General features: G+C 64.8%; 22 protein-coding genes and 1 tRNA gene. 8 read left to right on the forward strand and 15 right to left on the reverse strand.

Features of this window, described 5'->3' with window-relative positions:
- Positions 1-29: 29 nt before the first annotated feature.
- The 3 genes from cysC to AC3FOF_RS01480 form a co-directional block, all read right to left on the reverse strand.
- Complete coding sequence (gene cysC / locus AC3FOF_RS01470; protein ID WP_488725596.1) at positions 30-584, reverse strand: adenylyl-sulfate kinase; 555 nt, start codon at positions 582-584, stop codon at positions 30-32.
- Between the two features lie 536 nt (positions 585-1,120).
- The gene (locus tag AC3FOF_RS01475) at positions 1,121-1,729 is read right to left on the reverse strand and encodes a sulfotransferase family protein (RefSeq protein ID WP_488725597.1); all 609 of its coding nucleotides are present in this window, start codon (positions 1,727-1,729) and stop codon (positions 1,121-1,123) included.
- Between the two features lie 274 nt (positions 1,730-2,003).
- Positions 2,004-2,903 (reverse strand): hypothetical protein, encoded by a 900-nt coding sequence (locus AC3FOF_RS01480; protein ID WP_488725598.1) that lies wholly within the window; start codon positions 2,901-2,903, stop codon positions 2,004-2,006.
- 355 nt (positions 2,904-3,258) lie between these two features.
- On the opposite strand from AC3FOF_RS01480, the gene AC3FOF_RS01485 reads away from it, so the two are divergent.
- Positions 3,259-4,092 (forward strand): META and DUF4377 domain-containing protein, encoded by an 834-nt coding sequence (locus tag AC3FOF_RS01485; protein ID WP_488725599.1) that lies wholly within the window; start codon positions 3,259-3,261, stop codon positions 4,090-4,092.
- A 108-nt stretch (positions 4,093-4,200) separates the two neighbouring features.
- Here AC3FOF_RS01485 and AC3FOF_RS01490 read toward each other — a convergent pair whose 3' ends face one another.
- The 6 genes from AC3FOF_RS01490 to AC3FOF_RS01515 form a co-directional block, all read right to left on the reverse strand.
- The gene (locus AC3FOF_RS01490; RefSeq protein ID WP_488725600.1) at positions 4,201-5,688 is read right to left on the reverse strand and encodes a TolC family outer membrane protein; all 1,488 of its coding nucleotides are present in this window, start codon (positions 5,686-5,688) and stop codon (positions 4,201-4,203) included.
- A 237-nt stretch (positions 5,689-5,925) separates the two neighbouring features.
- Positions 5,926-6,249 (reverse strand): rhodanese-like domain-containing protein, encoded by a 324-nt coding sequence (locus tag AC3FOF_RS01495; protein ID WP_017228624.1) that lies wholly within the window; start codon positions 6,247-6,249, stop codon positions 5,926-5,928.
- 14 nt (positions 6,250-6,263) lie between these two features.
- Positions 6,264-6,917, reverse strand: coding sequence for a protein-L-isoaspartate O-methyltransferase family protein (locus AC3FOF_RS01500; RefSeq protein WP_017228623.1), 654 nt, complete (start codon positions 6,915-6,917; stop codon positions 6,264-6,266).
- Positions 6,918-7,114: 197 nt separating this feature from the next.
- Positions 7,115-10,306, reverse strand: a complete 3,192-nt coding sequence (locus tag AC3FOF_RS01505; protein WP_488725601.1) for an efflux RND transporter permease subunit — start codon at positions 10,304-10,306, stop codon at positions 7,115-7,117.
- A gap of 11 nt (positions 10,307-10,317) precedes the next feature.
- Positions 10,318-11,445, reverse strand: coding sequence for an efflux RND transporter periplasmic adaptor subunit (locus AC3FOF_RS01510; RefSeq protein ID WP_276268130.1), 1,128 nt, complete (start codon positions 11,443-11,445; stop codon positions 10,318-10,320).
- Positions 11,442-12,239 (reverse strand): TetR/AcrR family transcriptional regulator, encoded by a 798-nt coding sequence (locus AC3FOF_RS01515; RefSeq protein ID WP_017226391.1) that lies wholly within the window; start codon positions 12,237-12,239, stop codon positions 11,442-11,444. Before AC3FOF_RS01515 ends, AC3FOF_RS01510 begins: the two co-directional genes overlap by 4 nt.
- A gap of 163 nt (positions 12,240-12,402) precedes the next feature.
- Between AC3FOF_RS01515 and AC3FOF_RS01520 the strand changes: the two genes are divergently transcribed.
- From AC3FOF_RS01520 to AC3FOF_RS01530, 3 genes are all read left to right on the forward strand, one after another.
- Positions 12,403-12,687 (forward strand): YkgJ family cysteine cluster protein, encoded by a 285-nt coding sequence (locus AC3FOF_RS01520; RefSeq protein WP_035810819.1) that lies wholly within the window; start codon positions 12,403-12,405, stop codon positions 12,685-12,687.
- A gap of 53 nt (positions 12,688-12,740) precedes the next feature.
- Positions 12,741-13,301 (forward strand): DUF1439 domain-containing protein, encoded by a 561-nt coding sequence (locus AC3FOF_RS01525; RefSeq protein ID WP_017226393.1) that lies wholly within the window; start codon positions 12,741-12,743, stop codon positions 13,299-13,301.
- 142 nt (positions 13,302-13,443) lie between these two features.
- Positions 13,444-14,325 (forward strand): undecaprenyl-diphosphate phosphatase, encoded by an 882-nt coding sequence (locus AC3FOF_RS01530; RefSeq protein WP_035810821.1) that lies wholly within the window; start codon positions 13,444-13,446, stop codon positions 14,323-14,325.
- 87 nt (positions 14,326-14,412) lie between these two features.
- On the opposite strand, the gene trmB is transcribed toward AC3FOF_RS01530, so the two are convergent.
- Together trmB and AC3FOF_RS01540 are read right to left on the reverse strand one after the other, a co-directional pair.
- Positions 14,413-15,189 (reverse strand): tRNA (guanosine(46)-N7)-methyltransferase TrmB, encoded by a 777-nt coding sequence (gene trmB, locus AC3FOF_RS01535; protein ID WP_488725602.1) that lies wholly within the window; start codon positions 15,187-15,189, stop codon positions 14,413-14,415.
- Between the two features lie 77 nt (positions 15,190-15,266).
- Positions 15,267-15,341: transfer RNA gene (locus AC3FOF_RS01540), tRNA-Gly, on the reverse strand.
- A 255-nt stretch (positions 15,342-15,596) separates the two neighbouring features.
- Between AC3FOF_RS01540 and AC3FOF_RS01545 the strand changes: the two genes are divergently transcribed.
- Both AC3FOF_RS01545 and AC3FOF_RS01550 read left to right on the forward strand, forming a co-directional pair.
- Positions 15,597-15,722: a hypothetical protein gene (locus tag AC3FOF_RS01545; protein WP_488725603.1), complete on the forward strand. Its 126-nt coding sequence runs from the start codon at positions 15,597-15,599 to the stop codon at positions 15,720-15,722.
- A 184-nt stretch (positions 15,723-15,906) separates the two neighbouring features.
- Positions 15,907-16,359, forward strand: a complete 453-nt coding sequence (locus AC3FOF_RS01550) for a VOC family protein (protein ID WP_017226397.1) — start codon at positions 15,907-15,909, stop codon at positions 16,357-16,359.
- Between the two features lie 127 nt (positions 16,360-16,486).
- On the opposite strand, the gene AC3FOF_RS01555 is transcribed toward AC3FOF_RS01550, so the two are convergent.
- Positions 16,487-17,398: an aldose epimerase family protein gene (locus AC3FOF_RS01555; protein ID WP_488725604.1), complete on the reverse strand. Its 912-nt coding sequence runs from the start codon at positions 17,396-17,398 to the stop codon at positions 16,487-16,489.
- A gap of 303 nt (positions 17,399-17,701) precedes the next feature.
- On the opposite strand from AC3FOF_RS01555, the gene AC3FOF_RS01560 reads away from it, so the two are divergent.
- Positions 17,702-18,190: a cupin domain-containing protein gene (locus AC3FOF_RS01560; RefSeq protein WP_276268135.1), complete on the forward strand. Its 489-nt coding sequence runs from the start codon at positions 17,702-17,704 to the stop codon at positions 18,188-18,190.
- Positions 18,191-18,240: 50 nt separating this feature from the next.
- Here AC3FOF_RS01560 and AC3FOF_RS01565 read toward each other — a convergent pair whose 3' ends face one another.
- Positions 18,241-19,455, reverse strand: coding sequence for a polyhydroxyalkanoate depolymerase (locus AC3FOF_RS01565; protein WP_017226400.1), 1,215 nt, complete (start codon positions 19,453-19,455; stop codon positions 18,241-18,243).
- 477 nt (positions 19,456-19,932) lie between these two features.
- On the opposite strand from AC3FOF_RS01565, the gene AC3FOF_RS01570 reads away from it, so the two are divergent.
- Positions 19,933-20,586, forward strand: coding sequence for a glutathione S-transferase family protein (locus tag AC3FOF_RS01570; RefSeq protein WP_017226402.1), 654 nt, complete (start codon positions 19,933-19,935; stop codon positions 20,584-20,586).
- A gap of 104 nt (positions 20,587-20,690) precedes the next feature.
- On the opposite strand, the gene AC3FOF_RS01575 is transcribed toward AC3FOF_RS01570, so the two are convergent.
- Together AC3FOF_RS01575 and ubiD are read right to left on the reverse strand one after the other, a co-directional pair.
- Positions 20,691-22,715: an acetoacetate--CoA ligase gene (locus AC3FOF_RS01575; protein ID WP_488725605.1), complete on the reverse strand. Its 2,025-nt coding sequence runs from the start codon at positions 22,713-22,715 to the stop codon at positions 20,691-20,693.
- A 165-nt stretch (positions 22,716-22,880) separates the two neighbouring features.
- Positions 22,881-24,410, reverse strand: a complete 1,530-nt coding sequence (ubiD, locus tag AC3FOF_RS01580; RefSeq protein ID WP_017230255.1) for a 4-hydroxy-3-polyprenylbenzoate decarboxylase — start codon at positions 24,408-24,410, stop codon at positions 22,881-22,883.
- Positions 24,411-24,515: the final 105 nt, after the last annotated feature.

Below are 24,515 nucleotides of genomic sequence, written 5' to 3' on the forward strand. Positions count from 1 at the left end.
GTTGCTTTGCAATTATCATGGCGACTCGGTCAACATGGCGAATGACAAGAGATTCTTCCGGCTAGGAAGTTAAATATATCTTCCGTACATTTTTTGATGCTGAACGTCTTTGTATTAATCGAAATATCTGGATTGGCTGGTATCTCGTAAGGAGCAGCAATGCCAGTGAAGTTCTTGATCTTGCCCGCACGGGCACCTTCATAGAGGCCTTTGGGGTCCCGCGATTCACAAACGTGGAGTGGCGCGTCGATAAAGACCTCAATGAAATCCCGGCCCGCGATTTCGCGAGCCTTGTCTCGATGTCGTTGCTCTGGCGAAATCGTGGCGACTATTGCGACGAAGCCTTGTCTGCGGAACAGGTCTGCGACATGCGCCACCCGGCGCAGATTTTCAGTCCTGTCTTCGGCGCTATATCCGAGGTCGGCGTTCAAACCGGTTCGCAGGTCATCACCATCCAGTACGACAGCGGCTACGCTTCGTGTGCGCAGGAAATCCCGTAGCGCAACCGCAATCGTAGATTTGCCAGCCCCAGATAAACCGGTTAGCCAAACAACGTAGCCATCTGAAATTTCTCTACCAGTCAATGCCGGGTTCTCCGCTGAAGAGGCCGGCATCGCCGACACGAGAACTAGCGATTCTACGTTCGAATGTTGTCGGCGGCAAAAAATCGAACTGCTTCACAATGTGTTAAGGGATGGTCGCTCAGGCGGCCAGACCGAATCCGGCCGCTATTTCCATACAGGAATGACGGAGAGAATGAGCTGATGCGTAATCACTCGTTACATTTATTGCAATCGACGTCTTCAACTCCCTGGCCAGAGCGTTGCGGCTTCTAGCATATAGATTCTTCGCATTCTCGGCTGCGACCCGATACACGCGGAGATGTTGAGTGAAGAAAGCGTTACTTGTTGAGGTGGCAGGATTTTCTGGGGCGCGTAACGCGCACTTCCCACCACCATGCTAGCTCGCTAGGCGGACGTATGCTGACACCTCGCTCTCAGCCAACAGGCGAGCACAAAGAGCGAATGTTCTGAAGCCCGAAATGCGCCTTGTTTGGCAGCCTATTCTTCCAATCTGTTGCGCTTTAATTGTTGTTTTTTTACAACATTTGGCAGTGCGCTCAATACCGATAACCATGCAACATGATTTCCTGGGCGAAGTGGGTTTCGACGGCCTTTGCATCGTCATCCGAATAGACCTGCCGGTACGGTCGCCGATCCATCCGGTACTCCGACTTTGCATTTACGCCCAATGAGCCGGAGAAGGGAATGTTGAGTCCCTTGAAGGCACTTGCCAGGTCTTCCTGCAAATATTCGTAACGAAGCACCCGGTCGACCAGTATCCGATTAGCGTCTTGAGGGGCGGTATACAGGGGGTAGTTGACCGGGAAGTCACCTTCGCTCATGAACTGATCAAAAGAGAGTTTGCCTTCCTTTCGATAGTTCATCATATGGTAGTAGGAGAGTGTCTTGTCCCACGGATTTCGTTCCACGCAGAACTTGAAGTAGTTCTGCCAGATTTCATCACTTACCTGAGTCGAAATTTCATGCGCGGAAATATGATTGAAATATCCATCGTAATTCCGTGCTGCATGCGGCTCTACATGCGGAAATATTGGTGTGCATATGTCTCGCGGGTCGCAGCATTGCGAGAGAAACACCTCCAAGCTCGTGCCGGCAGTTTTTAAAGTCTTTACAAATATAAATTTGTATTTGTGGGAAATAATCATACAGCAAGTCTATAGTGGTGCTAAATCCGACACATGGAGGCGAGGGTTGCGAGAAATTCTAATATGCAGACCCGAACGGAGACCATGATGGTGCAACAGGTACGTGTGAAGAGTACATGCGAGCGTGCCGCATTATGTCTCAAAACCCATAAGCCCCCACCCCCACCGAAGCCAACCCATAAAATTTATCCAGCCGATTACTCGTAGCCGCGTTATACAAAAGCGGCACATACCCCACAAAGCTGTTTTGAAACCCTCCGCGCGCCGGAAGATTTCAAGATGCTTCATCGGGCGCATACGAGAATTCCAACCCGACCGTCTGGTTGAACCGCACCTGCGGCACGCCGAATCTGTTGAGCCGGTCGTCGATGCCGTTGCGGAACAGGTATTGAAAATGGTAGCCGGCCATCGCGCCGAACCGCGAATATTGCCAGTGCCATGATCCTCCCAGCGCGACGAAAGGGGCGGTGTACTGGAAGTCGCGGTCGACATCCAGGCCGTACCGGCTGGCGTTGACACTAAGCTGGAGGTTGCGCGCGGTGGCGCGGCCGACCCGGCATGGGTTGGCAAGGGCCGCGGTTGCCATGTTGTTCGATCCCACCTGCACGTTGAAGCGGCAGTTGCCCTGCTGGTAAGCGCCCTGGAACTCCCCGGCCGTGACCCGGCTGAAGCCGCCGGTGATCAAGCCGCTCAGCAGGTTGTACTCCCACAGCCGGCTTGAGTGGATCAGGTCTGCCTGCGCCTGGACGTCGTCGGCGTGCGCGATGCTGAGATTGCCGAAGCTGGTGCCATTGCTGCGCGTGGTCGTGCTGCTCGCCAGGCTGCTGGCATAGTCGCCCCAGGCGGAGGGTTTCAGCGTCAGTTTGCGTTCGCCATCGGGGGCGGCAAGAATGCCGTAGTGCGCGGCCAGTTGCCAGCTGTTGATGTTGTCGGTATCCCGCTGAAACGTGATGTTGCGGTGCCAGTAGGTTGCCTCTACAGACCACGCCGGTGAGAACTTGTAGCCGATCGCGATGCGGCCGCCGCTATAGTCGCCGGTACGCTCGGCGGTGTCCCGGTGATCGCGCAGTTTAAAGACATCGAGCGTCCTGTTGAATGCGTCGTAGCTGGCTTCTACCCGCAGCCCGCTCGGATTGGCGGTGATGGGTTCCGCTTGCAGGAATTCGTCTTCCATGGCGGCCCATGCCTGGCCGGACAGTAGTGCGGCGCCGATGGCAACGGCCAGGCAATCCGCCCGCGTGCGGCTTATCTTGCTGTTCGAAGCCATACTACCCCCCGGTGTCGGCTTTGACGCTCTGTGCGGATGGCCTGGCAATGCCAGGACTCGCGCTGTGTGTTTCCACTGTAGTGGGTGGGGGCGTGGCGGAGTGTTTGCCACCGCACGCAGATCGTCGTGGATCGCATGCCGGCCCGCCTCGCGCGCCTTGTAGGCCACTGCCCGATGGGCCGCCGCCGCGCAGTCCGTTAAACTGATTGCCTTGCGGGCCAGGCTCGCTGCCCCTACCAGGAGCTTCCAGATGCAGAAAAAGATGCAGAAAATTTCCCGTTCTTCGCCCGGCGTGCTGATCGCACGTGCCACCTGTGCCGTACTGCTTGCCACTGCACTGGGCGCCTGCACCACCGCGCCAGCCCCGGATTCTCCCGGCGCCGGCGCCAGCCTCAACGAGGCGCAGGCCGGCGGCCCCAGCCGCTGGGAACTGGTGCGCTGGCAGCAGGCCGACGGCTCGCTTAGATCCATCCCGCATGGCGATAACGGCCAGCCGATCATCTTCGAGTTCAATAGCGGCATCGACTCCGCGCAAGGCACGGTCAGCGGATACAGCGGCTGCAACCGCTTTACCGGCGGCTATGGCAAGACGTCGACAGGCATGCGCTTCGACCCGCTGGCGGCAACGCGCATGGCTTGTATTCCGCCGCGGGCCGAACTGGAGAACGCGTTGCTGACGGCAATGCAGTCGCCGTTCACTACGGTGGGCACGCAGCCGTCGGCGGGGTCGATGGGGCGCCAGATCATCTGGAAGACCGCGAACGGCGATCTGCTGCAGTTCATCGAGCGCGAAGGCGTGGGCCGGCGCGGCGACAAGATGGAGGCGCAGGCGGCCGGTGGCGTGGAGAAAACCGTCTACGTGGATTCGCAGCGCGTGGAGTGCACGGGCGTAATCCGGCAATCCTGCTATCGCGTCCGCGAAAATCCGAATGCATCGTGGACGCTGTGGTATGGCCCGATCGAGGGTCTGGATTTCGAGCCCGGCACGGCTTATACCCTGCGCGTGCGCGAGACCCGGGTGGACAACCCGCCCGCGGATGCGTCGGCGATCCGCTGGCAGTTGCTGAAGGTGGAGTCCCGCACGCGGGCAAACTGATCCAGCTTTCGCGAGCCTGGGGCAGTACGCAAAACGCCGCGGTTCAAAGCCGCGGCGTTTTGTTTTCCAGTCGATACCGATGGCCGATAGCTGTCGGGCATTCCGCGTTCAGCTGCGCGGCGCGGGCGCTCCGGCAATGGCCTCGCGGCGCGTGGCGGGGCGCTTCGCGGCCGGGCTGGCCGTCGGCGATGCCGTGCCCAGCTTGACCTTCCCGGGCAGCTTGTACATCGCGCCGGGCATCGAGGTCAGCAGGGTGTTGATCTGTACCACATCGTCCTCGCCCAGCGCGCCGGTGGCGGCCTTCAGGCGCAGTCCGTTCATGATGGTGTCGTAGCGCGCCTTGGCGAGGTCGCGGCGGGTGGAGAACAGCTGCGCTTCGGCGTTCAGTACGTCGATGTTGATGCGCACGCCCACTTCATAGCCGAGCTGGTTGGATTCCACCGCGCTCTGCGCCGAATGCTCGGCGGCTTCGAGCGCCTTGACCTGTGCCAGGCCGTTGAAAACGCCGGAGTAATTCTGCCGCGCGCTCTGCGCGGCGGTGCGGCGGGCGAATTCGAGGTCGCTGGCGGCCTTGTCGGCCAGTGCCTGGGTCTCGCGCACCCGGGACTGGATCTGGCCGCCGCTGTAGATCGGCACGTTGAGCTGCACGCCGATCTGAGCGCTGTTGTAGCGGCTGCTGACGTTGACGGTCTGGACCGCGCTGCCGGTGGAGTTGTTGAAACCGTACGAGGCCACCAGATCGACGGAGGGCAGGTGGCCGGCGCGCGCCTTGTTGTATTCGCGCTGGGCGGTGTCGAGGTTGTAGCGGGCCAGGCCGACTTGCGGATTGGTGTTCTCGGCCTGGCTGGCCCAGGTGTTCACATCGGCCGGCTGCGGGCCGGGCAGGGTGGCTGCCGCGCGCAGGCCGAGCAGTTCGTCGACCGGTTTGCCGGTGATCTGCTGCAGGTTGGCGCGCTTGATTTCGAGGTCGCTCTGCGCCGCGATCTCGGTCGAGATGGCGAGGTCGTAGCGGGCCTGCGCATCGTTGGCATCGGTGATGGTGGCGGTGCCGACCTCGAAGTTGCGCTTGGCCTGCGCCAGTTGCTCGCCGATCGCCTTCTTTTGCGCGCCGGCCAGGTAGAGATTGTCCTGCGATGCCAGCACGTCGAAGTAAGCCTGCGAAGTGCGGGTGATCAGGTCGAGCTGCGCCTGGCTGAAGCTGACCTCGCCGGCAAGCGCGGCCAGTTCGCCTTGCTTGTAGGTTTCCCAGCGGTCCCAGCGGAACAGCGGCTGGACCAGTTGCAGCGCCCAGTTATTGCCGTTGATGAAGCGGTCGCCGACGATGGGCGCGGACTGGTCGATCTTGGTACGCGTGGCGCCAGCCGTGCCGTTGACCTGCGGCAGCAGGCCGGAGCGTCCCTGCGGCAGCTTTTCCAGGCTCGCCGACAGTTGCGCGCGCGCGCTGGCGAACTGCGCGTCGTTGGCCTGGGCGTCGCGATAGACCTGGAGCAGGTCGGCACCGTGCGCGGCCGGCAGGTGCAGCAGCGCAAGCAGGGAACCTGTCAGTGCCAGGCGCGTCTTGGGCACGCCCCGCGCAGGGAAAAGCGCAAACCTCATGACATCTCCAGTGTGCCGGGCACCGGGCGCGCGGCTAACGTTTCTATCGATCAGCGTTCAAGGGGAATGGCGCCGGAGCAAACCGGCGCCGTGGGATTGATGCTTTTGATACGTTTGATGCTTGCGCCTGCGGTGCGTGAATTGCGTATCGCGTATCGCGTATTGCTTGTTGCTTCTATCGCTTGCACCGCTTTGCTTTGTACTGCGTGTATTGCCCGTGGTACTACCGGTGCCGCTTCAGTATTTCGGCATGGCCGGGTCGACCTGGTGGGCCCAGGCGTCGATGCCGCCGGTCAGGTTGTAGACCTTGGCAAAGCCCTGGCGCTCGAGGAAGCCTGCTACCTGCATGCTGCGCATGCCGTGATGGCAGATGCAGACGATGTCGGCTTCCTCGTCGAGTTCGGCGGCGCGCGCCGGGATCTGGCCCATCGGGATATGGGTGATGCCGGGCATGGCGCAGGTCTGCACCTCCCAGCCTTCACGCACGTCGAGCAGCACCGGTCGCGGGCGGCTGGCGTCGGCCAGCCACTGCGCAAGTTCGGGAGCGTTGATTACCTGCATATCGGGAGTACCGCTCAGAAGTGGAAGCGCGAAGGCTGCTCGGCGCCCAGCAGCGGCGTGACGGCAGTCTCGAACAGGTTGACGGTCTTGTACTCGGTCTCGCTGACGCGCGTGATGATCTGCGCTTCCATCGCCGGCAGGCTGCCGACGAAGGCGGCGATGCGTCCGCCTACCTTGACTTGCGACAGGATGGCCGCGGGTACCGAGGGCAGTGCGCCCGAGATGCAGATCACGTCGTAGGGCGCGCTGGCGGCCCAGCCGGCGGCGGCATTGCCTTCGGCCACGTCGACATTGGTCACGCCGGCGTCGGCCAGGTTCTTGCGGGCCAGCGCGGCCAACTCGGGCAGGATGTCCACGGTGAGTACGTGGCGGGCGCGGTGGGCCAGCAGGGCGGCCATATAGCCGGAGCCGGCGCCGACTTCCAGCACCTGCTCGTGCTTGCGCACGGCCAGGTCCTGCAGGATACGGGCTTCGACGCGCGGGGCCAGCATGTTCTGGCCGCCCGGCAGCGGGATTTCCATATCGACAAAGGCCAGCGCGGCGTATGCCTGCGGCACGAACTGCTCCCGCTTGACCACGGCCAGCAGGTCCAGGATTTCCTGATCCAGCACATCCCAGGGGCGGATTTGCTGTTCGATCATATTGAATCGGGCTTTTTCGAGATCCATCTTGCCATTCCTTCCAGTGCCAACCGCTAATCAGTTCTGAATTCCGGCCGCGCGGTGCCAGGGGCCGGTGAAATCCGTCAAACCTGCTATTTTAACCCCTCGACAAGGCAGTTGCCGAAGCACGTTGGCCAGGCTGTCGCCTCCATGCCGCAGTCCGGCCATGGCCGCGGCATTGCGGGGCAGGGCGCGGGGACGCTTCATTCCGCGCTCGCCGGCCCGCGTGCTGGCGTGTCGTCGGCGGCCGGCAAGGCTGCCGCCTTGCCACGCCACAGCCGGCCCAGCCAGGCGCTGAAATCGTCCAGATACGTATAGATCACAGGCACTACCACCAGGGTCAGGATCGACGAGGTGATGATGCCGCCGATCACGGTCTGCCCCATCGGCGCACGCTGCTCCGCGCCTTCGCCCAGGCTGAAGGCGAGCGGCACCATGCCGAAGATCATGGCCAGCGTGGTCATCAGGATGGGGCGCAGGCGCACCCGCGCGGCCGCAATCAGCGCCGTCTCGCGCGACATCGGTGGCTGGCCGTCGGCGCCCCGCCTGGCCTGGTTGGCGAAGTCCACCAGCAGGATGGCGTTCTTGGTCACCAGGCCCATCAGCATGATGAAGCCGATGATGGAGAACATGTTCAGGGTGGAGCGGAACAGCAGCAGCGCCGCGAACACGCCGACCAGCGTGAGCGGCAGCGAGGTCATGATGGCGATGGGCTGGAAGAAGCTGGCGAACTGCGAGGCCAGGATCATGTAGATGAAGATCACCGCCAGCGCCAGTGCCGACACCGCGAAGCCGAACGACTCGTTCATCGACTTGGTGGAGCCGCCGAAGCGGTACTTGTATCCGGCCGGCCAGTTCATGCCGTCCAGCGCCAGCTTGACCTCGCGCGCCACCTCGCCTTGCGAGCGGCCCGCGGTATTGGCGGTCAGTTCCACTTCGCGGCTGAGGTCGCGCCGGCTGATCTGGTTGGCGCCCGTGGTGGGTATCAGCTCGGCGATCTGGCGCAGCGGCACCATGCGCGGCGAGCCGTCGGCGTTGGTCTGGCTGCTGGCGATCATCAGCCCGCTGAGATCGGCCATGCCGGTGCGGGCATCCTTGGGCAGGCGCACGCGCACGTCGTAGTTCTGGTCGTCGGGCGCGCGCCAGGAGCTGATGGCGTCGCCGGCCAGCAGCGGCCGCAGCGCGTTGCCGATCTGCACGATGCCCACGCCCAGGTCGGACGCCAGCTCGCGGCGGATGCGCACTTCCACCGTGGGGCGGTCGTCCTTCATGCTGGAGTCGAGGTCGGTGAGGCCGCGCACGGCGCTCATGCGACGGCTGGCTTCCTGCGACAGGCGCCGCAGCGTTTCCAGGTCGTCGCCCTGGATCGAGACCTGCAGCGCCTTCTGCCCGCCGGCGCCGTCCGGCATGCCGACCATGGTCAGCGTGATGCCGGCGATGCCGGCCAGGCGCTCGCGGATCATCGGGTTGAGCTGGGTGGTGGTGCGCTGGCGCGCGCGGCGATCGGTCAGGCGCACCGAGACCAGCGCGTTGTTGCGCCCGGACGTGTTGCCCGAGTTGATGGTGGCGTAGGTGTAGGCGACCTCGGGGAAGGCCTTGAGGGCGGTTTCCACCTGCCTGACCTTGGCTTCGGTCACCGCCATCGAGGTGCCCACCGGTGTGGTGAAGCCGACCTGCGTTTCGCCCAGGTCGGCGGCCGGCACGAATTCCGTGCCGATCAGCGGCACCAGCGCAAAGCTGCCGAAGAACGTCACCGCGGCGATGATGGCGGTCGCCAGCCGGTGCTTCAGCGCCCAGCCCAGCATCGAACCATAGCCATGGCCAAGCGCATCCATGCGCGCCGAGAACCAGTCCAGCATGCGGCCGACGGTGCGGCCGTACAGGCTCTTCTTGTTGCCGGTGCCGTGCAGGTCCGGGTCATGCCAGACCGAGGACAGCATCGGGTCCAGCGTGAAGGAGACGAACATGGAGATCAGCACCGCCGCCACCACGGTCACGCCGAACTGGTGGAAGAAACGGCCGATGATGCCGCCCATGAAGCCCACCGGCAGGAACACCGCAACGATGGAGAACGTGGTGGCCAGCACCGCCAGGCCGATCTCGTTGGTGCCGTCCAGCGCCGCCGCGCGATGGTCCTTGCCCATCAGGTTGTGGCGCACGATGTTCTCGCGCACCACGATGGCATCGTCGATCAGCAGGCCCACGCATAGCGATAGCGCCATCAGCGTGATCACATTGAGCGTGAAGCCGAACATATACATCACGCCGAAGGTGCCGATCAGCGCGATCGGCAGCGTCAGCCCGGTGATGACCGTACTGCGCCAGGAGCCGAGGAAGAGGAACACGATCGCCACCGTCAGCATGGCGCCTTCGAGCAGCGTGGAGCGGACTTCCTTGACACTGCTGCGGATGCCGCGCGCGGCATCGTTCACCACGGTGAGCTGCACGCCGGCGGGCACCAGCTTGCGCACTTCGTCCGTCATGCTGATCAGGCCGTCGACGGTATCGACGGTGTTCTGGCCCTGCGCCTTGACCACCGCCAGGAACAGCGCGCGCTTGCCGTCCAGCATGGCCAGGCTCTCCTGTTCCTCCTCGCCGTCGCGCACGTCGGCCACCTGCTCCAGCGTGACGGGCTGGCCGGCGCGGCGCGCCACGATGATGCGGCGGAAGGCGTCCGGCGTGATCATGCGGCCCTTGATCTGCACCACCGTTTCGGTGGAGGTGGAGCGCAATTCGCCGGCGGGCAGTTCCTGGTTCTCGTTGCGGATGGCGTCCATCACCTGGTTCACGCCGATGCCGAGCGCTTCCAGCTGCGCGGGGCGGATGCGGATCTCCACCTCGCGCTTGGTGCCGCCCACGATATTGATGGCGCCCACGCCGCGCACGGTTTCCAGGCGCTTGCGCACGATCTGGTCGGCAATGGTGGTCAGTTCGCGCTGCGTGCGCGTGGCGCCCGGCGCGTTCGATACGGACAGGTAGAACACCGGCGCTTCGGACGGGTCGTAGCGCAGCACGCGCGGATCCTTGACCTCGTCGCGGAACTGCGGGCGGATCAGCGCGATCTTGTCGCGCACGTCCTGCGCGGCCTGGCCCACGTCGACGGAGAGGTCGAACTTGATCACCACCACCGAGTTGCCCTGGTAGGAGTGCGAGAAGATCTCGTCGATGCCGGAGATGGTGTTGACGATTTCCTCGATCTTGCGGGTCACGTCCGATTCGACCGATTCCGGTGCCGCGCCGGGGTACTCGGTCTGCACCACGACGATGGGGAAGGTGATGTCGGGGAACTGGTCCACCGGCAGCCGCTGGTAGGAAAACAGCCCCACCACGACGAAGGCCAGCATCATCATGGTGGCCAGCACCGGGTTATGGATCGACAGGCGGGTGAACCACATGGGCGGGGCTCCTACGCCTTGACCAGCTTGACGCGGCTGCCCGCGCGCAGGGTGCCGAGGTTGTTGCGCACCACCCTGGCGCCGGCGGCGAGGCCGCTGGTGATCTCCACCAGTCCGTTACCCTCGTCGCGAATGCCGGGCTTGACCTCGCGTTCGGCCAGCACGTCGTTCTCGATGGTGTACACGAAGGCGCGTTCGCCGTCGCTGCGCACCGCGGTGACGGGCACCGACACCACGCCGGCGTGGTGGCCGAGCACCAGCGCGCCCTGGGCGAACATGCCGGCACGCAGGCGCGCATCGGGATTCTCGACGCGCACATAGACCATGATGCTGCGCGTGCCCTGGGTCACCGCCGGGTTGATGCGCACCAGCTTGCCCTCGAAGCGGCCGCTGCCTTCGACCTCGAGCTGCACGGCCTGGCCGATGCTGGCGCGCGCCACGTCGGCCATCGGGATCGGCGCCTCGAGTTCCAGCGTGCGCAGGTCGACCACGTCGATCAGGCGCGTATCGGGCGAGACCTTTTCGCCGGGCTGCACCGCGCGCGCGGCGACCAGCCCGTCCAGCGGGGCCTTGACCACGGTGTCGGCCAGTGCTTTCTGCGCCACCTCCAGCCCGCCCTGGGCGGCGTCCAGGTTGGCGCGCGCCACGTCCAGGTTGCTCTGGAAATTGTCGAACGCGGTCTTGGAGATAAAGCCCTTGCCGACGAGCTCGCGGTTGCGCTCGTAGGTCTGCCTGGAGTTTTCATACTGGCCGCGCGCCGCCAGCATCTGCCCGCGCGCCTGTGCCACCTTGGCCTGGTATTCGGTCGCGTCGATGCGCACGATGACCTGGCCGGCGCGCACGGCTTCGCCCTCGCGTACCAGCACCTGTTGCACTTCGCCCGACACCTTGGCCTTGACCGACGCCTGGTTGAGCGCCCGCAGGCCGCCGGACAAAGGCAGCGAGACGCGCAGGTCTTGCGTGGTGGCATCGACCAGGTCCGACTGCAGGAATTCCACCGTGCCTGGCGCTGCCGCCTGCGCCGGAGCGGGGGCTGGCTTGCCGCCGCCGGTCTTGCGCATTGCGGCGGCGGTGCCCAGCACCGCGATCGCGGCGACAGTGGCGAGCATGGCAATCAGGATCTTCTTGCGTCGGGTCATGCGGTCTCCGGGGGCCGCGCCGGGGCGGGCCGCGCGTCCTGCTGCCCCGGCACTTGCGCCAGGGCTTCTTGTTGGGCTTCCTGCTGTATCCGCTCCCAGACATAGGGTCCGACCTGGGGCGGCAGCGGCGTGTCGCGCGCCGCGCCGGTGGTCAGGCCGAACAGCAGCATCTGGAGCAGGTTGTCGATAAACGCCTCGGGATCGATCTCGATGCGCGACGACGCGCTGAACGCGCGCTGCCAAAGCATCAGGAACACCAGCGGGGCGCAGATCAGGGTGGTGGTCGGGTTGGCCGGCACCTGCCGCAGCTCGCCGCGTGCCGCGCCGCGCGCCAGCACGCGTGCGAACAACTCATCGCCCGGCAGCATGACCTCTTCCTGGTAGAACTGCGCGATGTCCGGGAAGTGGCTGGATTCGGCCATGATCAGCTTGGTCAGGCCCGCCACCGGCGTGGCGCCGATCAGGCCCCACCAGCCGCGCAGCAATTCCCGTAGCAGCTCCGGCGTGGAGCCCTCGTAGTTCTCCACCAGGTCAACGCCCCTGGCCAGCGCGGGAACGAGGTTCTCGCGTACCACGGTCTTGAACAGCTCTTCCTTATTGGCGAAGTACAAATACACTGTCCCCTTGGACACGCCTGCCGCGGCTGCCACGTCCTCGAGGCGGGTGGCGGCATAGCCGCGTTCGACAAACAGGTCGAGCGCGGCCGCCACGAGTTCTTGCGGGCGCGCAGCCTTGCGGCGTGCCCAACGCTTGGTGTTCGCCGCTTCCTGGTTCTGATCTGGGGATTTGTTCACTGGGGACGCCGCGCACCTATGCCGGTGTTTTCTGCGATTCGCAAATAAATAACTCTTGGGTCAGTAATGTAGTGGAGCCGATTCCGGCGGTCAAGCGGGTGCCCTCGGGACCGTCTGGGGCACAATACGGGGCTGCCGGTCCGTCCGCGCCTGAACCTTTGCCATGCTCCATCAGTCTCAACTTTCCTGCCGGCCCGATTGTGGCGCTTGTTGCACCGCGCCCTCGATTACCTCGCCCATTCCCGGCATGCCCGACGGCAAGCCGGCCGGCGTACCGTGCGTGCAGCTGCTGCCCGACCGGCGCTGCGCGATTTTTGGCGACCCCTCGCGGCCGGCGTTCTGTGCCGGCCTGAAGCCCGCCGCCGACATGTGCGGCGAATCGCGCGGGCAGGCACTGGCCTGGCTGGCACGGCTCGAGGCCGCTACCGCGCCGGGCCATGCCGGTTGAATGCCCAAGGAAGCCCCAAGGAAGCCCCAAGGAATCCGCCAAGGAAGCTACAGATGATCAAGATGACTCGCCGGCGCTGGCTGGCAGCAGGCACCGGCGCTGCGCTGGCGGTGGGCATGGCCGCCTGCGGCGCGCTGGGCAACGACTACACCTTCTCGCAGAGCCAGTTGCAAGCGGCGCTGGAGCGCAAGTTCCCGTTCAACAAGCGCTATATGGAGCTGTTCGACATCCAGCTCGCCAATCCGCAGCTGACGCTGGACCCCGGGCGCAACCGTGTCAATGTGCAGTTCGACGCCACCGTGGACAACCGCCTGTTCTTTCGCCAGGCATTGACCGGGCGCTTCGCGCTGGACAGCGGCCTGCGCTACGACCAGGCCACCCGCGCCATCGTGCTGCAGGATCCCCAGGTACAGCAGTTCGACGTGACCGGCCTGCCGCCGCAGTTCGCGCGCCAGCTCAACGCGCTCGGCGGGATCCTGGCCGAGCAGTTGCTGCAGGGCTATCCGCTCTACACTTTCCGCCCCGACCAGCTGCGCGTCGCCGGTGCCAGTGTCGAGCCCGGTACAATTACCGTTTTGTCCAACGGGATCAACGTCAAGATCAATCGTCCGTAACGCACGGGGTGCAAAATGGCGCACCGCCATCATGGCGGCGGACATGCGGTCTTGCGGTGAACGGTGGCGATGGCTGCCGGTTTCCTTGGCTTTCTTCGTTTTTTGATTTCCTTACCTTCTCTCCTTCGCTCTCCCAACAAGAATGGATATTGCTCTCGCCTTGAAAGCCGTGATCCTCGGTATCGTCGAAGGACTGACCGAGTTCCTGCCCATCTCCAGTACCGGCCACCTGATCCTGGCCGGCCAGTTGCTCGACTTCAACGATGAAAAGGGCAAGATCTTCGAAATCGTGATCCAGTTCGGCGCCATCCTGGCGGTGTGCTGGGAATTCCGCCACCGCATCGCCACCGTGGTGCGCGGCCTGGCCACCGAAGAAAAAGCGCGCCGCTTCGCCATCAACGTCATCGTGGCCACCGTGCCGGCGATCGTACTGGCGCTGGTCTTCGGAAAGTGGATCAAGGCGCATCTGTTCAATCCGATTACCGTGGCGACCGCGTTTATCGTCGGCGGCGTGGTGATCCTGCTGGCCGAGTGGCGCGAAGGCCGTCGTGGCCAGGTCTCCCACCCCCAGGGCAATGCGCTGCTGGAAGCCGCCAAGGCCGGCGCGCCCCGGATCGAATCGGTGGACGATCTCCACTGGCGCGATGCCATCAAGGTCGGGCTGGCCCAGTGCTTCGCGCTGATCCCGGGCACCTCGCGTTCGGGCGCAACCATCATCGGCGGCATGCTGTTCGGGCTGTCGCGCCAGGTGGCGACCGAGTTCTCCTTCTTCCTGGCGATCCCGGTGATCTTCGGCGCCACCGTCTATGAGTTGTACAAGTCCCGCGCGCTGCTCTCCGCCGACGATCTCGGCATCTTCGGCATCGGCTTCGTGTTTGCCTTCCTGTCGGCCTTCCTTTGCGTGCGCTGGCTGCTGCGCTTCGTGGCGACGCACGACTTCAAGCCGTTCGCCTGGTATCGCATCGTCTTCGGCGTCATCGTGCTGGCGACTGCCTACTCGGGCCTGATCGCGTGGCATGCCTGAAGCGGGTATAGCGCATGGTCGGTGGATAAAAAAAGCCGCCAGGGTTTGGGCCCTGGCGGCTTTTTTCATGCGCGCTGCCGCGCAGTTTCAGGCCTGCTTGCGGAACACTACGTCCCATACGCCATGCCCAAGGCGCACGCCGCGGCGCTCGAACTTGGTCACCGGGCGGTAGTCCGGCCGCGGCGCGAAGCCACCTGCGGCATCCGAAGTGTTGACCAGGGCCGGCTCGCCGGCAAGCACTTCCACCATCTGGTGGGCATATTCTTCCCAATCGGTGGCGCAGTGCAGGTAGCCGCCCGGCTTGAGCCGGCTGGCCAGCAGCTTCACCAGCGGCGGCTGCACCAGGCGCCGCTTGTTGTGGCGCTTCTTGTGCCAGGGGTCGGGAAAGAAGATATGCACGCCGTCCAGGCAGGATTCCGTCAGCATATGCGCGATGACCTCGACCGCGTCGTGCGGCATGATCCGCACATTGCCGATCCCGCGCTCGCCGATCAGCTTGAGCAGGGCGCCCACGCCGGGCTCGTGCACCTCGCAGCCGAGGAAGTTGTCCTGTGGGCGCAGCTGCGCGATATGCGCCGTGGTTTCGCCCATGCCGAACCCGATCTCGAGGATCGCCGGCGCGGCACGGCCGAACGCGGCTTCCCAGTCGAGCGGCTGCGGTGCGTAGGGCAGGATGAAGCGCGGGCCCAGGTCGTCGATGGCGCGTTGCTGGCCGGTGGAGGTACGCCCGGCGCGGCGCACGAAGGAACGGATGCGGCGAGGATGGGCCACATCGCTGCCGTCGGCGGCCTGGGTGGGCGCGTTGTCGGCGATGTCGGCAGCATTGGCCGGCGTCGGGTCGGAACTCAGGTCTTGGGGGAGCATGGCAGCAAAAAAGCCGCCGGGCGAAACCTGGTCGGGCATGCGACCAGGTGGCGAAGGCGGCTCGTCTTAATCTGATGTGGAGCGGGCGATGGGAATCGAACCCACGTCTTTAGCTTGGGAAGCTAAGGTAATAGCCATTATACGACGCCCGCGAAACCGCGATTCTACGCGGGTTCTGGTGATTTGTGCAAGCGTGTGACGCGGGCGCTACATGCGAAAATGTATCCACTGCCATGCCGACGGCTGCATTCGCTACGCCCGCAGCCGACCCTCGGCGGACGCACGTGCCACGTGTGTTGAACGACAGCGCCGGGGCGGTGATCGGACGTTCGACAGGATTCGAGAGCATCGCGGCTCCTGCCGTTTGGTAGGGAGGTTCAAGCTCGACGTTGTTCGTGGCGCGTGTCATGTACATGTTCGCAGGAAGCACGCACACGCGTGCCGTGGCCGGGAAAGCACCCGGCGCGGACGACTTGGACGAACATCACCAGATCGTTCGGATCGAGCGCGATATTTATCCAGAAATGGATTAAACAAATCCTGTTTGACCGTCTAGTGTGAGACGACTTCAATCTCCATACTTGGGGTGTCGCACAGTAGGAGGCCGTCTCCGGGGCGCCGGCCAAGTTGGCCACCGCAACCGTGATCCGCCAAGCGAGCGGACAATGTTGTGAGCGAGCTTGTGAACGCTATCCACCGATGACAGAGGAGGGCCAAATGGTCGATTCCACAAAGCCGCGCGCTATCGGCTTCAACCACGTAGCGCTGGAAGTCGGCGATATCGAGGAAGCGCTGGCATTCTATGGCCGCATCTTCGACTTTCAATTGCGCGGCAAGAGCAAGACGATGGCCTTCATCGATCTTGGCGACCAATTCATCGCGTTGCAGGCGGGACGCAAACAGCCCCCCGATGACGGCCGGCATGTCGGCCTCGTTGTCGATGACAAGGAGGCGGCGCGCGCCGCCCTCAAGGCGGCGGGGGTCAAGCCGATCGACGGTCCGTTTCTGGATTTCCGCGACCCCTGGGGCAATCGCATCGAGATCGTGGGCTATGACAATATCCAGTTCACCAAGGCTCCGAACGTTCTGCGCGGCATGGGTCTGACGCATTTGACCAAGAACGAAAGCGCGAAAAAGGAACTGGCGGAAAAAGGGATGGCGGCGAGCTAGAGTCCCTCATGTGGAGTTGTGAGCTCTCGCTGCGAGGCCGTATAGCTGGGCTCCACTCCATCCGCTTTTCGACGCGGGCGGCGCGCCGCACCGCCACCCGTTCTTCGCCTTGTCCGCCGGATGCCCTCTACCGATCCAGACGCAGCCGGCACACCGCCGCTTCCTCCTGGCCTGGTGCGAGCCAGCGCAGCCCGGTGCCGTGATGGATGGCATTCGGCAGGCCCATCCACGGCTCCACGCAGTAGAAATCGGAGTCAGGACGCTCCGACCATGTCGTGACGGCGAACCATGGCGTGGGCGAATCCAGTTCGATCGAGAGCCGGCGGCCGTGCGGCATTGCCAGCGTGCAGGTCCCCGGGTTTGCCGGCGGCGCCTGCAGTACGTGGAAAGTATCCTGCAGGCGCGCGTCGTCGAGCCGGTACGATGCGGCGCCGGCTCCGTTCGCTGCCAGCGAGCCGTCTTCGCGCTGGCGCATCAGTTCCGCCGCCGGCATGGCCAGCGAGCAAGCCGCGCGTGCCTCCGCGGCGAGCGCGAAATAGAAATGATGGCCCGCGTAATACGGTAAGGCCTGCGCGCCGGTATTGCGTGTGCGCAGCGTGGCTTCGAGGCCGTCATCCAGCAGCCGGTAAGTGACCTCGAAGGTAAATTCGAAGGGGTAGCTCCCACGCGTGGCATCCGAGGATTGCAGCGCCATGGCGATGCCGCGCCCCGCTTCATGCTGCGTGACCGTGAAGGGCAGGTCGCGTGCGAAACCATGGTTCGGCAGTGCGCGCACCACGCCATCGGCATCTTTCCACGCGCCGGGCGTGCCCTCGGCGAAGTGCCTGGCGATGAAGGGGAACAGCAGCGGGTTGCCGCCGCGCACGCGGGCTGCCTGCGACCAGTCGGCATGGTCCGGCCAATAAAGGATGTCCTCGCCGCAATGTACCCAGCGCACCAGGCGGCCGCCGGATTGCGGGGCGAGCAGGAGGAAACTGTGTTCGTCCCCGACCTGGACTAATTCCTGGCCCTGGAAGAGACTAAGGGGGAGTGCTTGCATGCGAAGTCCTGCGAATGGAATCGCTGCATCATAACCGCCATTGCGCGGCGCGCATCCATGCGCCCGGCCGCATCGCGGCAGCGGGCACCGGCCCGGTGCCCGGAAGCGCCAGGCGGGCACATCGCCCGCCCGCGGCGAGTGCATGCCCGGTGCGCTGCTCCCGGCGGTTGCCAGGCGCAGCGGCTCGCGCCTCACATTTCGGCGGTTCTACCCGCCCCGCCGCGCGGCGGCACCCGGGACCTGCCGCTGGCGTGAATGTTGCGTCGCAGCGCGGAGCTTTCCTCTTAGCGAAAGGAGCTTGTCATGGCCGAGTCCCTCAGCAAGTCCGGCAGCGATCCGGTCGGCGAATCCGCCGCTGCCTCCACCTCCACCAAGTTCTCCCACGTACGCCCCCAGGACACTGCCTTCGTCGACCAGGGCCTGCGCGACTTTTTTCTCTACCGCGATCTCGGTATTGCCGAGGCTACCGGCGGCAAGCTGCTGGTGCAGCTGGTCAAGGCCAACCGGCCACCCGAGCAGGGCACCGGCTGGCACCGGCACGAGGCGCAGTTCCATGTCGTGCTGATGCTCAAGGGCTGGGCGCGTTTCATGTACGAGGACAAGGAGACGCTGGTGGCGGCCGGGGATTGCGTGCACCAGCGTCCCGGCATCACCCATTACCTGTTCGATTACTCGCCGGATATGGAGTACCTCGAAATCGTCGGGCCGGCCGACTTCGGCACGGTCGGCGTCGAAGGGCCGTGCGCGGTACCGCCGGTGACGCCGTGGCCGGCGAAGCGGGACGCAGCCTAGCCCGACAACGCTGAGGCGTCCTGCGCCGGCCCCGTCGCCGGCGAGACGCTTCACTGGCTCATGTGCACCGCGTTGCGCACCAGCGGATAGACCTGGGCATCCCAGCGCTTGCCGTTGAACACGCCGTAGTGGCCCACGCCGGTTTGTACATGATGCATGCGCATATAGGGCCGCAGGCTGCCGCACAGTTCCTGTGCGGCCATGGTCTGCCCGATGGCGCAGATATCGTCGCGTTCGCCTTCCACCGTAAGCAGCGCCGTGCGGTGGATCGCGCGCGTGTCCACTCGGCGGCCGCCCACGTCGAGCAGGCCCTGCGCCAGCAGGAAACGCTGGAACACCATGCTGACGGTCTCGAGATAGAACTCGGCGGTGAGGTCCATGGTGGCGAAATATTCCTCGTAGAACACCTGGATCGCATCGGCGCGCTCGTGCTCGCCATTGGCGCGCAGGTCGTAGAGATCGCGAAATGCTTGCTGGTGGCGTTCGCTGTTCATGCTCATGAAGGCGAGCAGTTGCATGAAGCCCGGATAAACGCGGCGCATGGCGCCGGTGAAGCGCATCGGCACATAGCTGGTGAGCGAACACTCGAACCACTCGATCGGTTTGCTGGTGGCAAGCTCATTGACCTTGGTCGGATTGATCCGGGCGTCGATGGGGCCGGCTATCAGCGTCAGGCTGGGCGGCTGTACCGGGTCGCCGTCCTCGGCCATCAGGGCCACCGCGGCGAGTGCCGCCACGGTCGGCTGGCAGACAGCCATCAGATGCGTGCCGGCACCGAGGACGTGCAGAAAATCGATCAGGTGGTAGACGAACTCGTCAAAGCCGAAGCGGCCGTGCGCCAGCGAGATGTCGCGCGGATTGTGCCAGTCGGTGATATAGACATCGTGGTCGCGCAACATGGTCTGCGCCGTGCCGCGCAGCAGCGTGGCAAAGTGGCCCGACATCGGTGCGACCAGCAACACGCGCGGCTGCCCGGTGATGCCGTGCTTGCGAAAGTGCAGCAGCGAGCAGAACGGTGTGCGTGCCGTCACTTCCTCGCTGACCTGTACCGGCACGCCGTCTACCATGACGCTGCCGATGTCGAACGCGTGCCGGTGGTGCGTCAGCCGGCTCAGCGCCAGCACTTCGCAGGCGGCGCGCGTGGCGCGCATCGGCTCGCAGTCCGCCAGGCGCGGATTCCCGGCCAGCGTGGTCGCCACCATGTCGGCCACGCTGCAGGCCGGTTGCATGATGTCCGCATAAGTCTGGTACACCTGGTACAGCATGGCTCGCCCCTTTTATGCGTTGACCTCATCATCCGCAATATGCATGCCACGGCGATCGCCATGGCATGAGGCTTGCGGGCCTTTCCGTACGGCGGAACAGGACGACCTGTTCTGGCTCGTATGCGGCGCAAGCGCCGCGCGCGGACCGCGCGCGCGGGGCGTTGCCGGCAGTACGCCTCATGCTGGTGCCGTGCTGCGCACCGTGCCGGTGCCGGCCTCGCCGCAGCGCGTCTGCGTCTGTGAGAGAGAAAAAAAGAGCCTGGCCGCTGCGCGCATTTTCGGCGCAGGCCGCACAGTCGGTACCAATGGCTTTGCCACGATGTAGTACAAATTCATAGTAGAAGACTGCGGGCACAAAGCACGTAGCACGATACTGCAGCGAGACGCACGGGCGCACTGTTCACTGGCAGACATACGACGAATGGCGTTCGCCCGCCATGCAGCGTTCAACGTTTATCCAGGTGGCAAGGAGGCACGATGGCAAGGACGACACTCACCATCAGCAGTAAAACGTATTCGTCGTGGTCCCTGCGGGGCTGGCTGCTGGCGCGCTTCGCGGGACTCGAGTTCGAGGAGGTGCTGGTGCCGCCGGACGATGCCGCGGCGCGCGCGGAAATCCTGCTGCTATCGCCTTCCATCCTGGTGCCTCGTTTGCTGCATCAGGGCGTGACGGTATGGGACACGCTGGCCATCGCCGAATACCTCAACGAGGTTCGTCCGAAGGCCGGGCTGCTACCCGACGATCGCGCCGCGCGCGCGCATTGCCGGGCTATCTGCGGCGAGATGCACTCTGGCTTCGCGGCCATGCGCGCGGCCCTGCCGATGAATTTGAAGGGGCACTTTCCGGGCTTCAAGGTGTGGTCGCGCGCGCAGGCGGATATCGATCGCATCACCCAGATCTGGACCGAGTGCCTGACACAGTACGGTGGCCCCTACCTGTTCGGCGAACGCTGCATGGCCGATGCGATGTACGCACCGGTGGTGACGCGCTTCGTGACTTATGGCGTGGAGCTGGATCCCGTGCCGGTGGCGTACTGCAAGCAGATCCTCTCCATGCCCGAACTGCAGGAATGGATCGCGGAGGCGAAGAAGGAACCCGATGAAATCAGCGAGCTGGAAGTGGAGTTCTGACCTGCGGCTTTGCCTCGGCTCCTGCTTTTGATCCGGCTTCGATCTGGATGGAACGCACCACGGCGCTTGCCGCCATGGTGCGCTTTTTTTGCCTCAGGCCGTGTTCAGGCCGTGGCGGAACCGCCGGCGCGCGCCGCGAGGAAACGCTCGGCATAGGCAAAGTACCAGTCCAGCGTGTCCGGGTTGGCCATGGCATCGCGGTTGGCGATCTTGTCCGGGGCGTGGCCCAGCAGCAGCTTCTTGATCGGCACTTCCATCTTCTTGCCCGACAGCGTGCGCGGCACGCCGGGCACCTGCAGGATTTCGTTCGGCACGTGGCGTGACGACAGCGCGCTGCGAATGCGCGCGCGCATGAGGTCGCGCAGCGCTTCGTCGAGCACCAGGCCTTCCCGCAGCACCACGAACAGCGGCATATAGGAGTCGCGGCCGAGGTATTCGAGGTCCACCACCATGCTGTCGAGCACTTCAGGCAGGTCTTCCACCACGCGGTACAGCTCGCTGGTACCCATGCGGATGCCATGGCGGTTGATGGTCGCGTCCGAGCGGCCATAGATGATGGCGCCGCCGTGCCGGGTGATCTTGATCCAGTCGCCGTGGCGCCACACGCCGGGATAGGTGTCGAAGTAGCTGTCGCGGTAGCGCTGTCCGTTGGCGTCGCCCCACAGGAACAGCGGCATCGACGGGATCGGCGCGCTGCACACCAGTTCGCCCACCTCGTCGATCAGCGCGTGGCCCGCCTCGTCGAAGGCTTCGACCCTGGCGCCCAGGCAGCGGCACTGCATCTCGCCCGAATAGACCGGCAGGATCGGGCAGCCCGCCACGAAGGAGCCGGCGAAGTCGGTGCCGCCGCTCATCGGCGCGAGCCAGATATCGGCCCGCACATGGCGGTAGATCCAGTCGTAGGCTTCGGCCGGCAGCGGCGAGCCGGTCGAGCCGAGCGCGCGCAGCCGGGACAGATCGGCCTCGCGGGCGGGCTCGATGCCGGCCTTCATGCAGCCGGTGAAGTACGCCGCGCCGGCGCCGAAGGCGGTGACGCCGGCGGCGTCCACGAAGCGCCACAGCGCACCGGCATCGGGAAACGCGGGGTTGCCGTCGTAGAGCGCGATGGTGGTGCCCAGCAGCAGTCCCGCCACCTGCGCATTCCACATGATCCAGCCGCTGCTGCTGTACCAATGGAAGACATCGTCCGGTCCCAGGTTGTTGTGGAAGGCCATCAGCTTGAGTTGCTCGATGACGATGCCGCCGTGGCCGTGCACGATGGGCTTGGGCATGCCGGTGGTGCCCGAGGAGTAGACGATCCACAGCGGATGGTCGAACGGCACGGATTCGATCGCCAGCGGCACGCGATGCGCCAGCACCGCCTGCCATGCGTGGCGGCGCACGCCGGCGGGCAGCGCGAGGGCGCCGGGGTCGGCCGCTCCGGCCGGCACCAGGATCAAATCGGTGAGCGAGGGCAGGGTGGCGGCCAGGTCGGCCAGCACCGGCAGACGGTCGTAGGCTTTGCCGCCATACCCGTATCCGTCCACCGCGATCAGCACCTTGGGCTCGATCTGGCGGAAGCGGTCGATCACTGCGACCTGGCCCATGTCGGGCGCGCAGCCGGACCAGATCGCGCCGAGGCTGGCGGTGGCCAGGAAGGCGACGACGGTGGCGGGAATGTTGGGCAGGTAGCCGGCCACGCGGTCGCCGCGGGCCACGCCCATTTCCCGCAGGGCATGTGCCAGCGAGGCGACCTGCGCCTCCAGCGCGTCCCAGCTCAGGTCGGCGACCTCGCGCGACTCGCTGGCATGGCGGATGGCGGTGCGCTGGCGCGCGGCGCCACTGCCGGCGTGCCGGAACACCTGCTGCACATAGTTCAGGCTGGCGCCTTCGAACCAGCGCGTGCCGGGCATGGCGGGGTTGCCGAGCACGCGCACGGGCGGCGTGTCGAAGCGCAGGTCGAAGTAAGCCCGGATGGCGTCCCAGAAGGCTTCCAGGTCGGTCACCGACCATTGCCAAAGCGCGGCGTAGTCGCCGAAGGCGAGCCCGCGCTCGCTTTCCAGCCAGCGCATGAAGTGCGCAATGTGGCTGCCGTCGCGGAACGCCGGTGAGGGCGTCCACATCAGTTTCCCTTGTTCAAGGGGGGTCATGTCTCCTCCTCGGGTCCGTCTGCGCGGACGTGCGGATGGGTTGGGATGGTCAGGGGGTGCCTGGTGTTGCCAGATGTTGCCTGGCGCTGCGTTCACCGCCGACCGGCCAGCGTGATCTTACATGCTGTCGGCATGCAGGGCCGGCCCGGCTGGGCCCGCATGCGCTTACGCCTTGTCCCGCGCTTCGAACAGGCTGTCCCACAGCCCGTCCACGCGCGCCTTGACGCCGTCATCCATCCTGATCGGACGGCCCCACTCGCGCGTGGTCTCGCCGGGCCACTTGTCGGTGGCGTCGATGCCCATCTTCGAGCCCAGCCCGGACACCGGCGAGGCGAAGTCGAGGTAGTCGATCGGGGTGTTGTCCACCAGCACGGTGTCGCGCGAAGGATCGACGCGGGTGGTGATGGCCCAGATCACTTCCTTCCAGTCCCGCACGTCGACATCGTCATCGACCACCACGATGAACTTCGTATACATGAACTGACGCAGGAAGCTCCAGACGCCGAACATCACGCGCTTGGCGTGGCCGGCGTATTGCTTTTTCATGCGCACCACCGCCATGCGGTAGCTGCAGCCCTCGGGCGGCAGGTAGAAGTCGGTGATCTCCGGAAATTGCTTCTGCAGCAGCGGCACGAATACCTCGTTGAGCGCCACGCCGAGCACGGCCGGTTCGTCGGGCGGCTTGCCGGTGTAGGTGGAGTGGTAGATCGGGTCGCGCCGCATGGTGATGCGCTCGATGGTGAAGACCGGAAACCAGTCCTGCTCGTTGTAGTAGCCGGTGTGGTCGCCGTAAGGGCCTTCGAGCGCATGCTGGTAGCCGGACGGGTGGTTCGGGTCGGGCTGGATATGCCCTTCCAGCACGATCTCGGCCGAGGCCGGCACGCTGAGCTCGGACAGCGTCGGCGTAATGCAGCCGGCCAGCGCGGTACGGCTGCCGCGCAGCAGGCCGGCGAACTGGTACTCCGACAGGGTGTCCGGCACCGGTGTGACCGCGCCCAGGATGGTGGCGGGGTCGGCGCCCAGCGCCACAGCGATCGGAAAAGGCTTGCCGGGGTTTGCCAGGGCGTGCTCGCGGAAATCCAGCGCGCCGCCGCGATGCGCCAGCCAGCGCATGATGACCTGGTTGCGGCTGATGACCTGCTGGCGGTAGATGCCCAGGTTCTGGCGCTTCTTGTGCGGGCCCTTGGTGACCACCAGGCCCCAGGTGATCAGCGGTGCCGCGTCTTCCGGCCAGCAGGTCTGGATCGGCAGGCGCGCGAGATCGACGTCATTGCCTTCCCACACCACTTCCTGGCAGGCGGGGCTGCCGACCCGCTTGGGCGCCATGTCCCACACCGATTTGGCCAGCGTGAAGAGCTTGCCGGCTTCGCGCAGGCCGCGTGGCGGCTCGGGTTCCTTGAGCGCCGACAAGACGCGGCCGATGTCGCGCAGGTCGGCCAGGCTTTCCGCGCCCATGCCAAGTGCGACTCTGCGTGTCGTGCCGAACAGATTGGCCAGTACCGGCACCGTATAAGTATGCCCAGGCCGGTGGGGATCGCTAGGGCGTTCGAACACGACAGCCGGTCCATTTGCTCGCAACAGCCTGTCGCAGATTTCAGTCATTTCCAGGTTGGGCGACACTGGCACGCCAATCCGTTTCAGTTCGCCAAGGCCTTCCAGCTGGCCGATGAAATCGCGCAAGTCGTTGTATTTCATAGTGAATTCTGTTGAGGCTCAGGCACTCGGAAGTCCCTGTCCGCACAAGTGATATGTTTAATATATGCATTTATATGCACATCGATGCAATAGGGCGTAAAAAAT

Source organism: Cupriavidus sp. 96C5-1 (assembly GCF_057798855.1).

What these genes read in the sequence shown, in the direction of transcription:
- AC3FOF_RS01475 (WP_488725597.1), bottom strand. Translation starts at nt 1,729, where the DNA reads ATGATTATTTCCCACAAATACAAATTTATATTTGTAAAGACTTTAAAA.
- AC3FOF_RS01480 (WP_488725598.1), bottom strand. Translation starts at nt 2,903, where the DNA reads ATGGAAGACGAATTCCTGCAAGCGGAACCCATCACCGCCAATCCGAGC.
- AC3FOF_RS01485 (WP_488725599.1), top strand. Translation starts at nt 3,259, where the DNA reads ATGCAGAAAATTTCCCGTTCTTCGCCCGGCGTGCTGATCGCACGTGCC.
- AC3FOF_RS01490 (WP_488725600.1), bottom strand. Translation starts at nt 5,688, where the DNA reads ATGAGGTTTGCGCTTTTCCCTGCGCGGGGCGTGCCCAAGACGCGCCTG.
- AC3FOF_RS01495 (WP_017228624.1), bottom strand. Translation starts at nt 6,249, where the DNA reads ATGCAGGTAATCAACGCTCCCGAACTTGCGCAGTGGCTGGCCGACGCC.
- AC3FOF_RS01500 (WP_017228623.1), bottom strand. Translation starts at nt 6,917, where the DNA reads ATGGATCTCGAAAAAGCCCGATTCAATATGATCGAACAGCAAATCCGC.
- AC3FOF_RS01505 (WP_488725601.1), bottom strand. Translation starts at nt 10,306, where the DNA reads ATGTGGTTCACCCGCCTGTCGATCCATAACCCGGTGCTGGCCACCATG.
- AC3FOF_RS01510 (WP_276268130.1), bottom strand. Translation starts at nt 11,445, where the DNA reads ATGACCCGACGCAAGAAGATCCTGATTGCCATGCTCGCCACTGTCGCC.
- AC3FOF_RS01520 (WP_035810819.1), top strand. Translation starts at nt 12,403, where the DNA reads ATGCTCCATCAGTCTCAACTTTCCTGCCGGCCCGATTGTGGCGCTTGT.
- AC3FOF_RS01525 (WP_017226393.1), top strand. Translation starts at nt 12,741, where the DNA reads ATGATCAAGATGACTCGCCGGCGCTGGCTGGCAGCAGGCACCGGCGCT.
- AC3FOF_RS01530 (WP_035810821.1), top strand. Translation starts at nt 13,444, where the DNA reads ATGGATATTGCTCTCGCCTTGAAAGCCGTGATCCTCGGTATCGTCGAA.
- trmB (WP_488725602.1), bottom strand. Translation starts at nt 15,189, where the DNA reads ATGCTCCCCCAAGACCTGAGTTCCGACCCGACGCCGGCCAATGCTGCC.
- AC3FOF_RS01545 (WP_488725603.1), top strand. Translation starts at nt 15,597, where the DNA reads ATGTACATGTTCGCAGGAAGCACGCACACGCGTGCCGTGGCCGGGAAA.
- AC3FOF_RS01550 (WP_017226397.1), top strand. Translation starts at nt 15,907, where the DNA reads ATGGTCGATTCCACAAAGCCGCGCGCTATCGGCTTCAACCACGTAGCG.
- AC3FOF_RS01555 (WP_488725604.1), bottom strand. Translation starts at nt 17,398, where the DNA reads ATGCAAGCACTCCCCCTTAGTCTCTTCCAGGGCCAGGAATTAGTCCAG.
- AC3FOF_RS01560 (WP_276268135.1), top strand. Translation starts at nt 17,702, where the DNA reads ATGGCCGAGTCCCTCAGCAAGTCCGGCAGCGATCCGGTCGGCGAATCC.
- AC3FOF_RS01565 (WP_017226400.1), bottom strand. Translation starts at nt 19,455, where the DNA reads ATGCTGTACCAGGTGTACCAGACTTATGCGGACATCATGCAACCGGCC.
- AC3FOF_RS01570 (WP_017226402.1), top strand. Translation starts at nt 19,933, where the DNA reads ATGGCAAGGACGACACTCACCATCAGCAGTAAAACGTATTCGTCGTGG.
- AC3FOF_RS01575 (WP_488725605.1), bottom strand. Translation starts at nt 22,715, where the DNA reads ATGACCCCCCTTGAACAAGGGAAACTGATGTGGACGCCCTCACCGGCG.
- ubiD (WP_017230255.1), bottom strand. Translation starts at nt 24,410, where the DNA reads ATGAAATACAACGACTTGCGCGATTTCATCGGCCAGCTGGAAGGCCTT.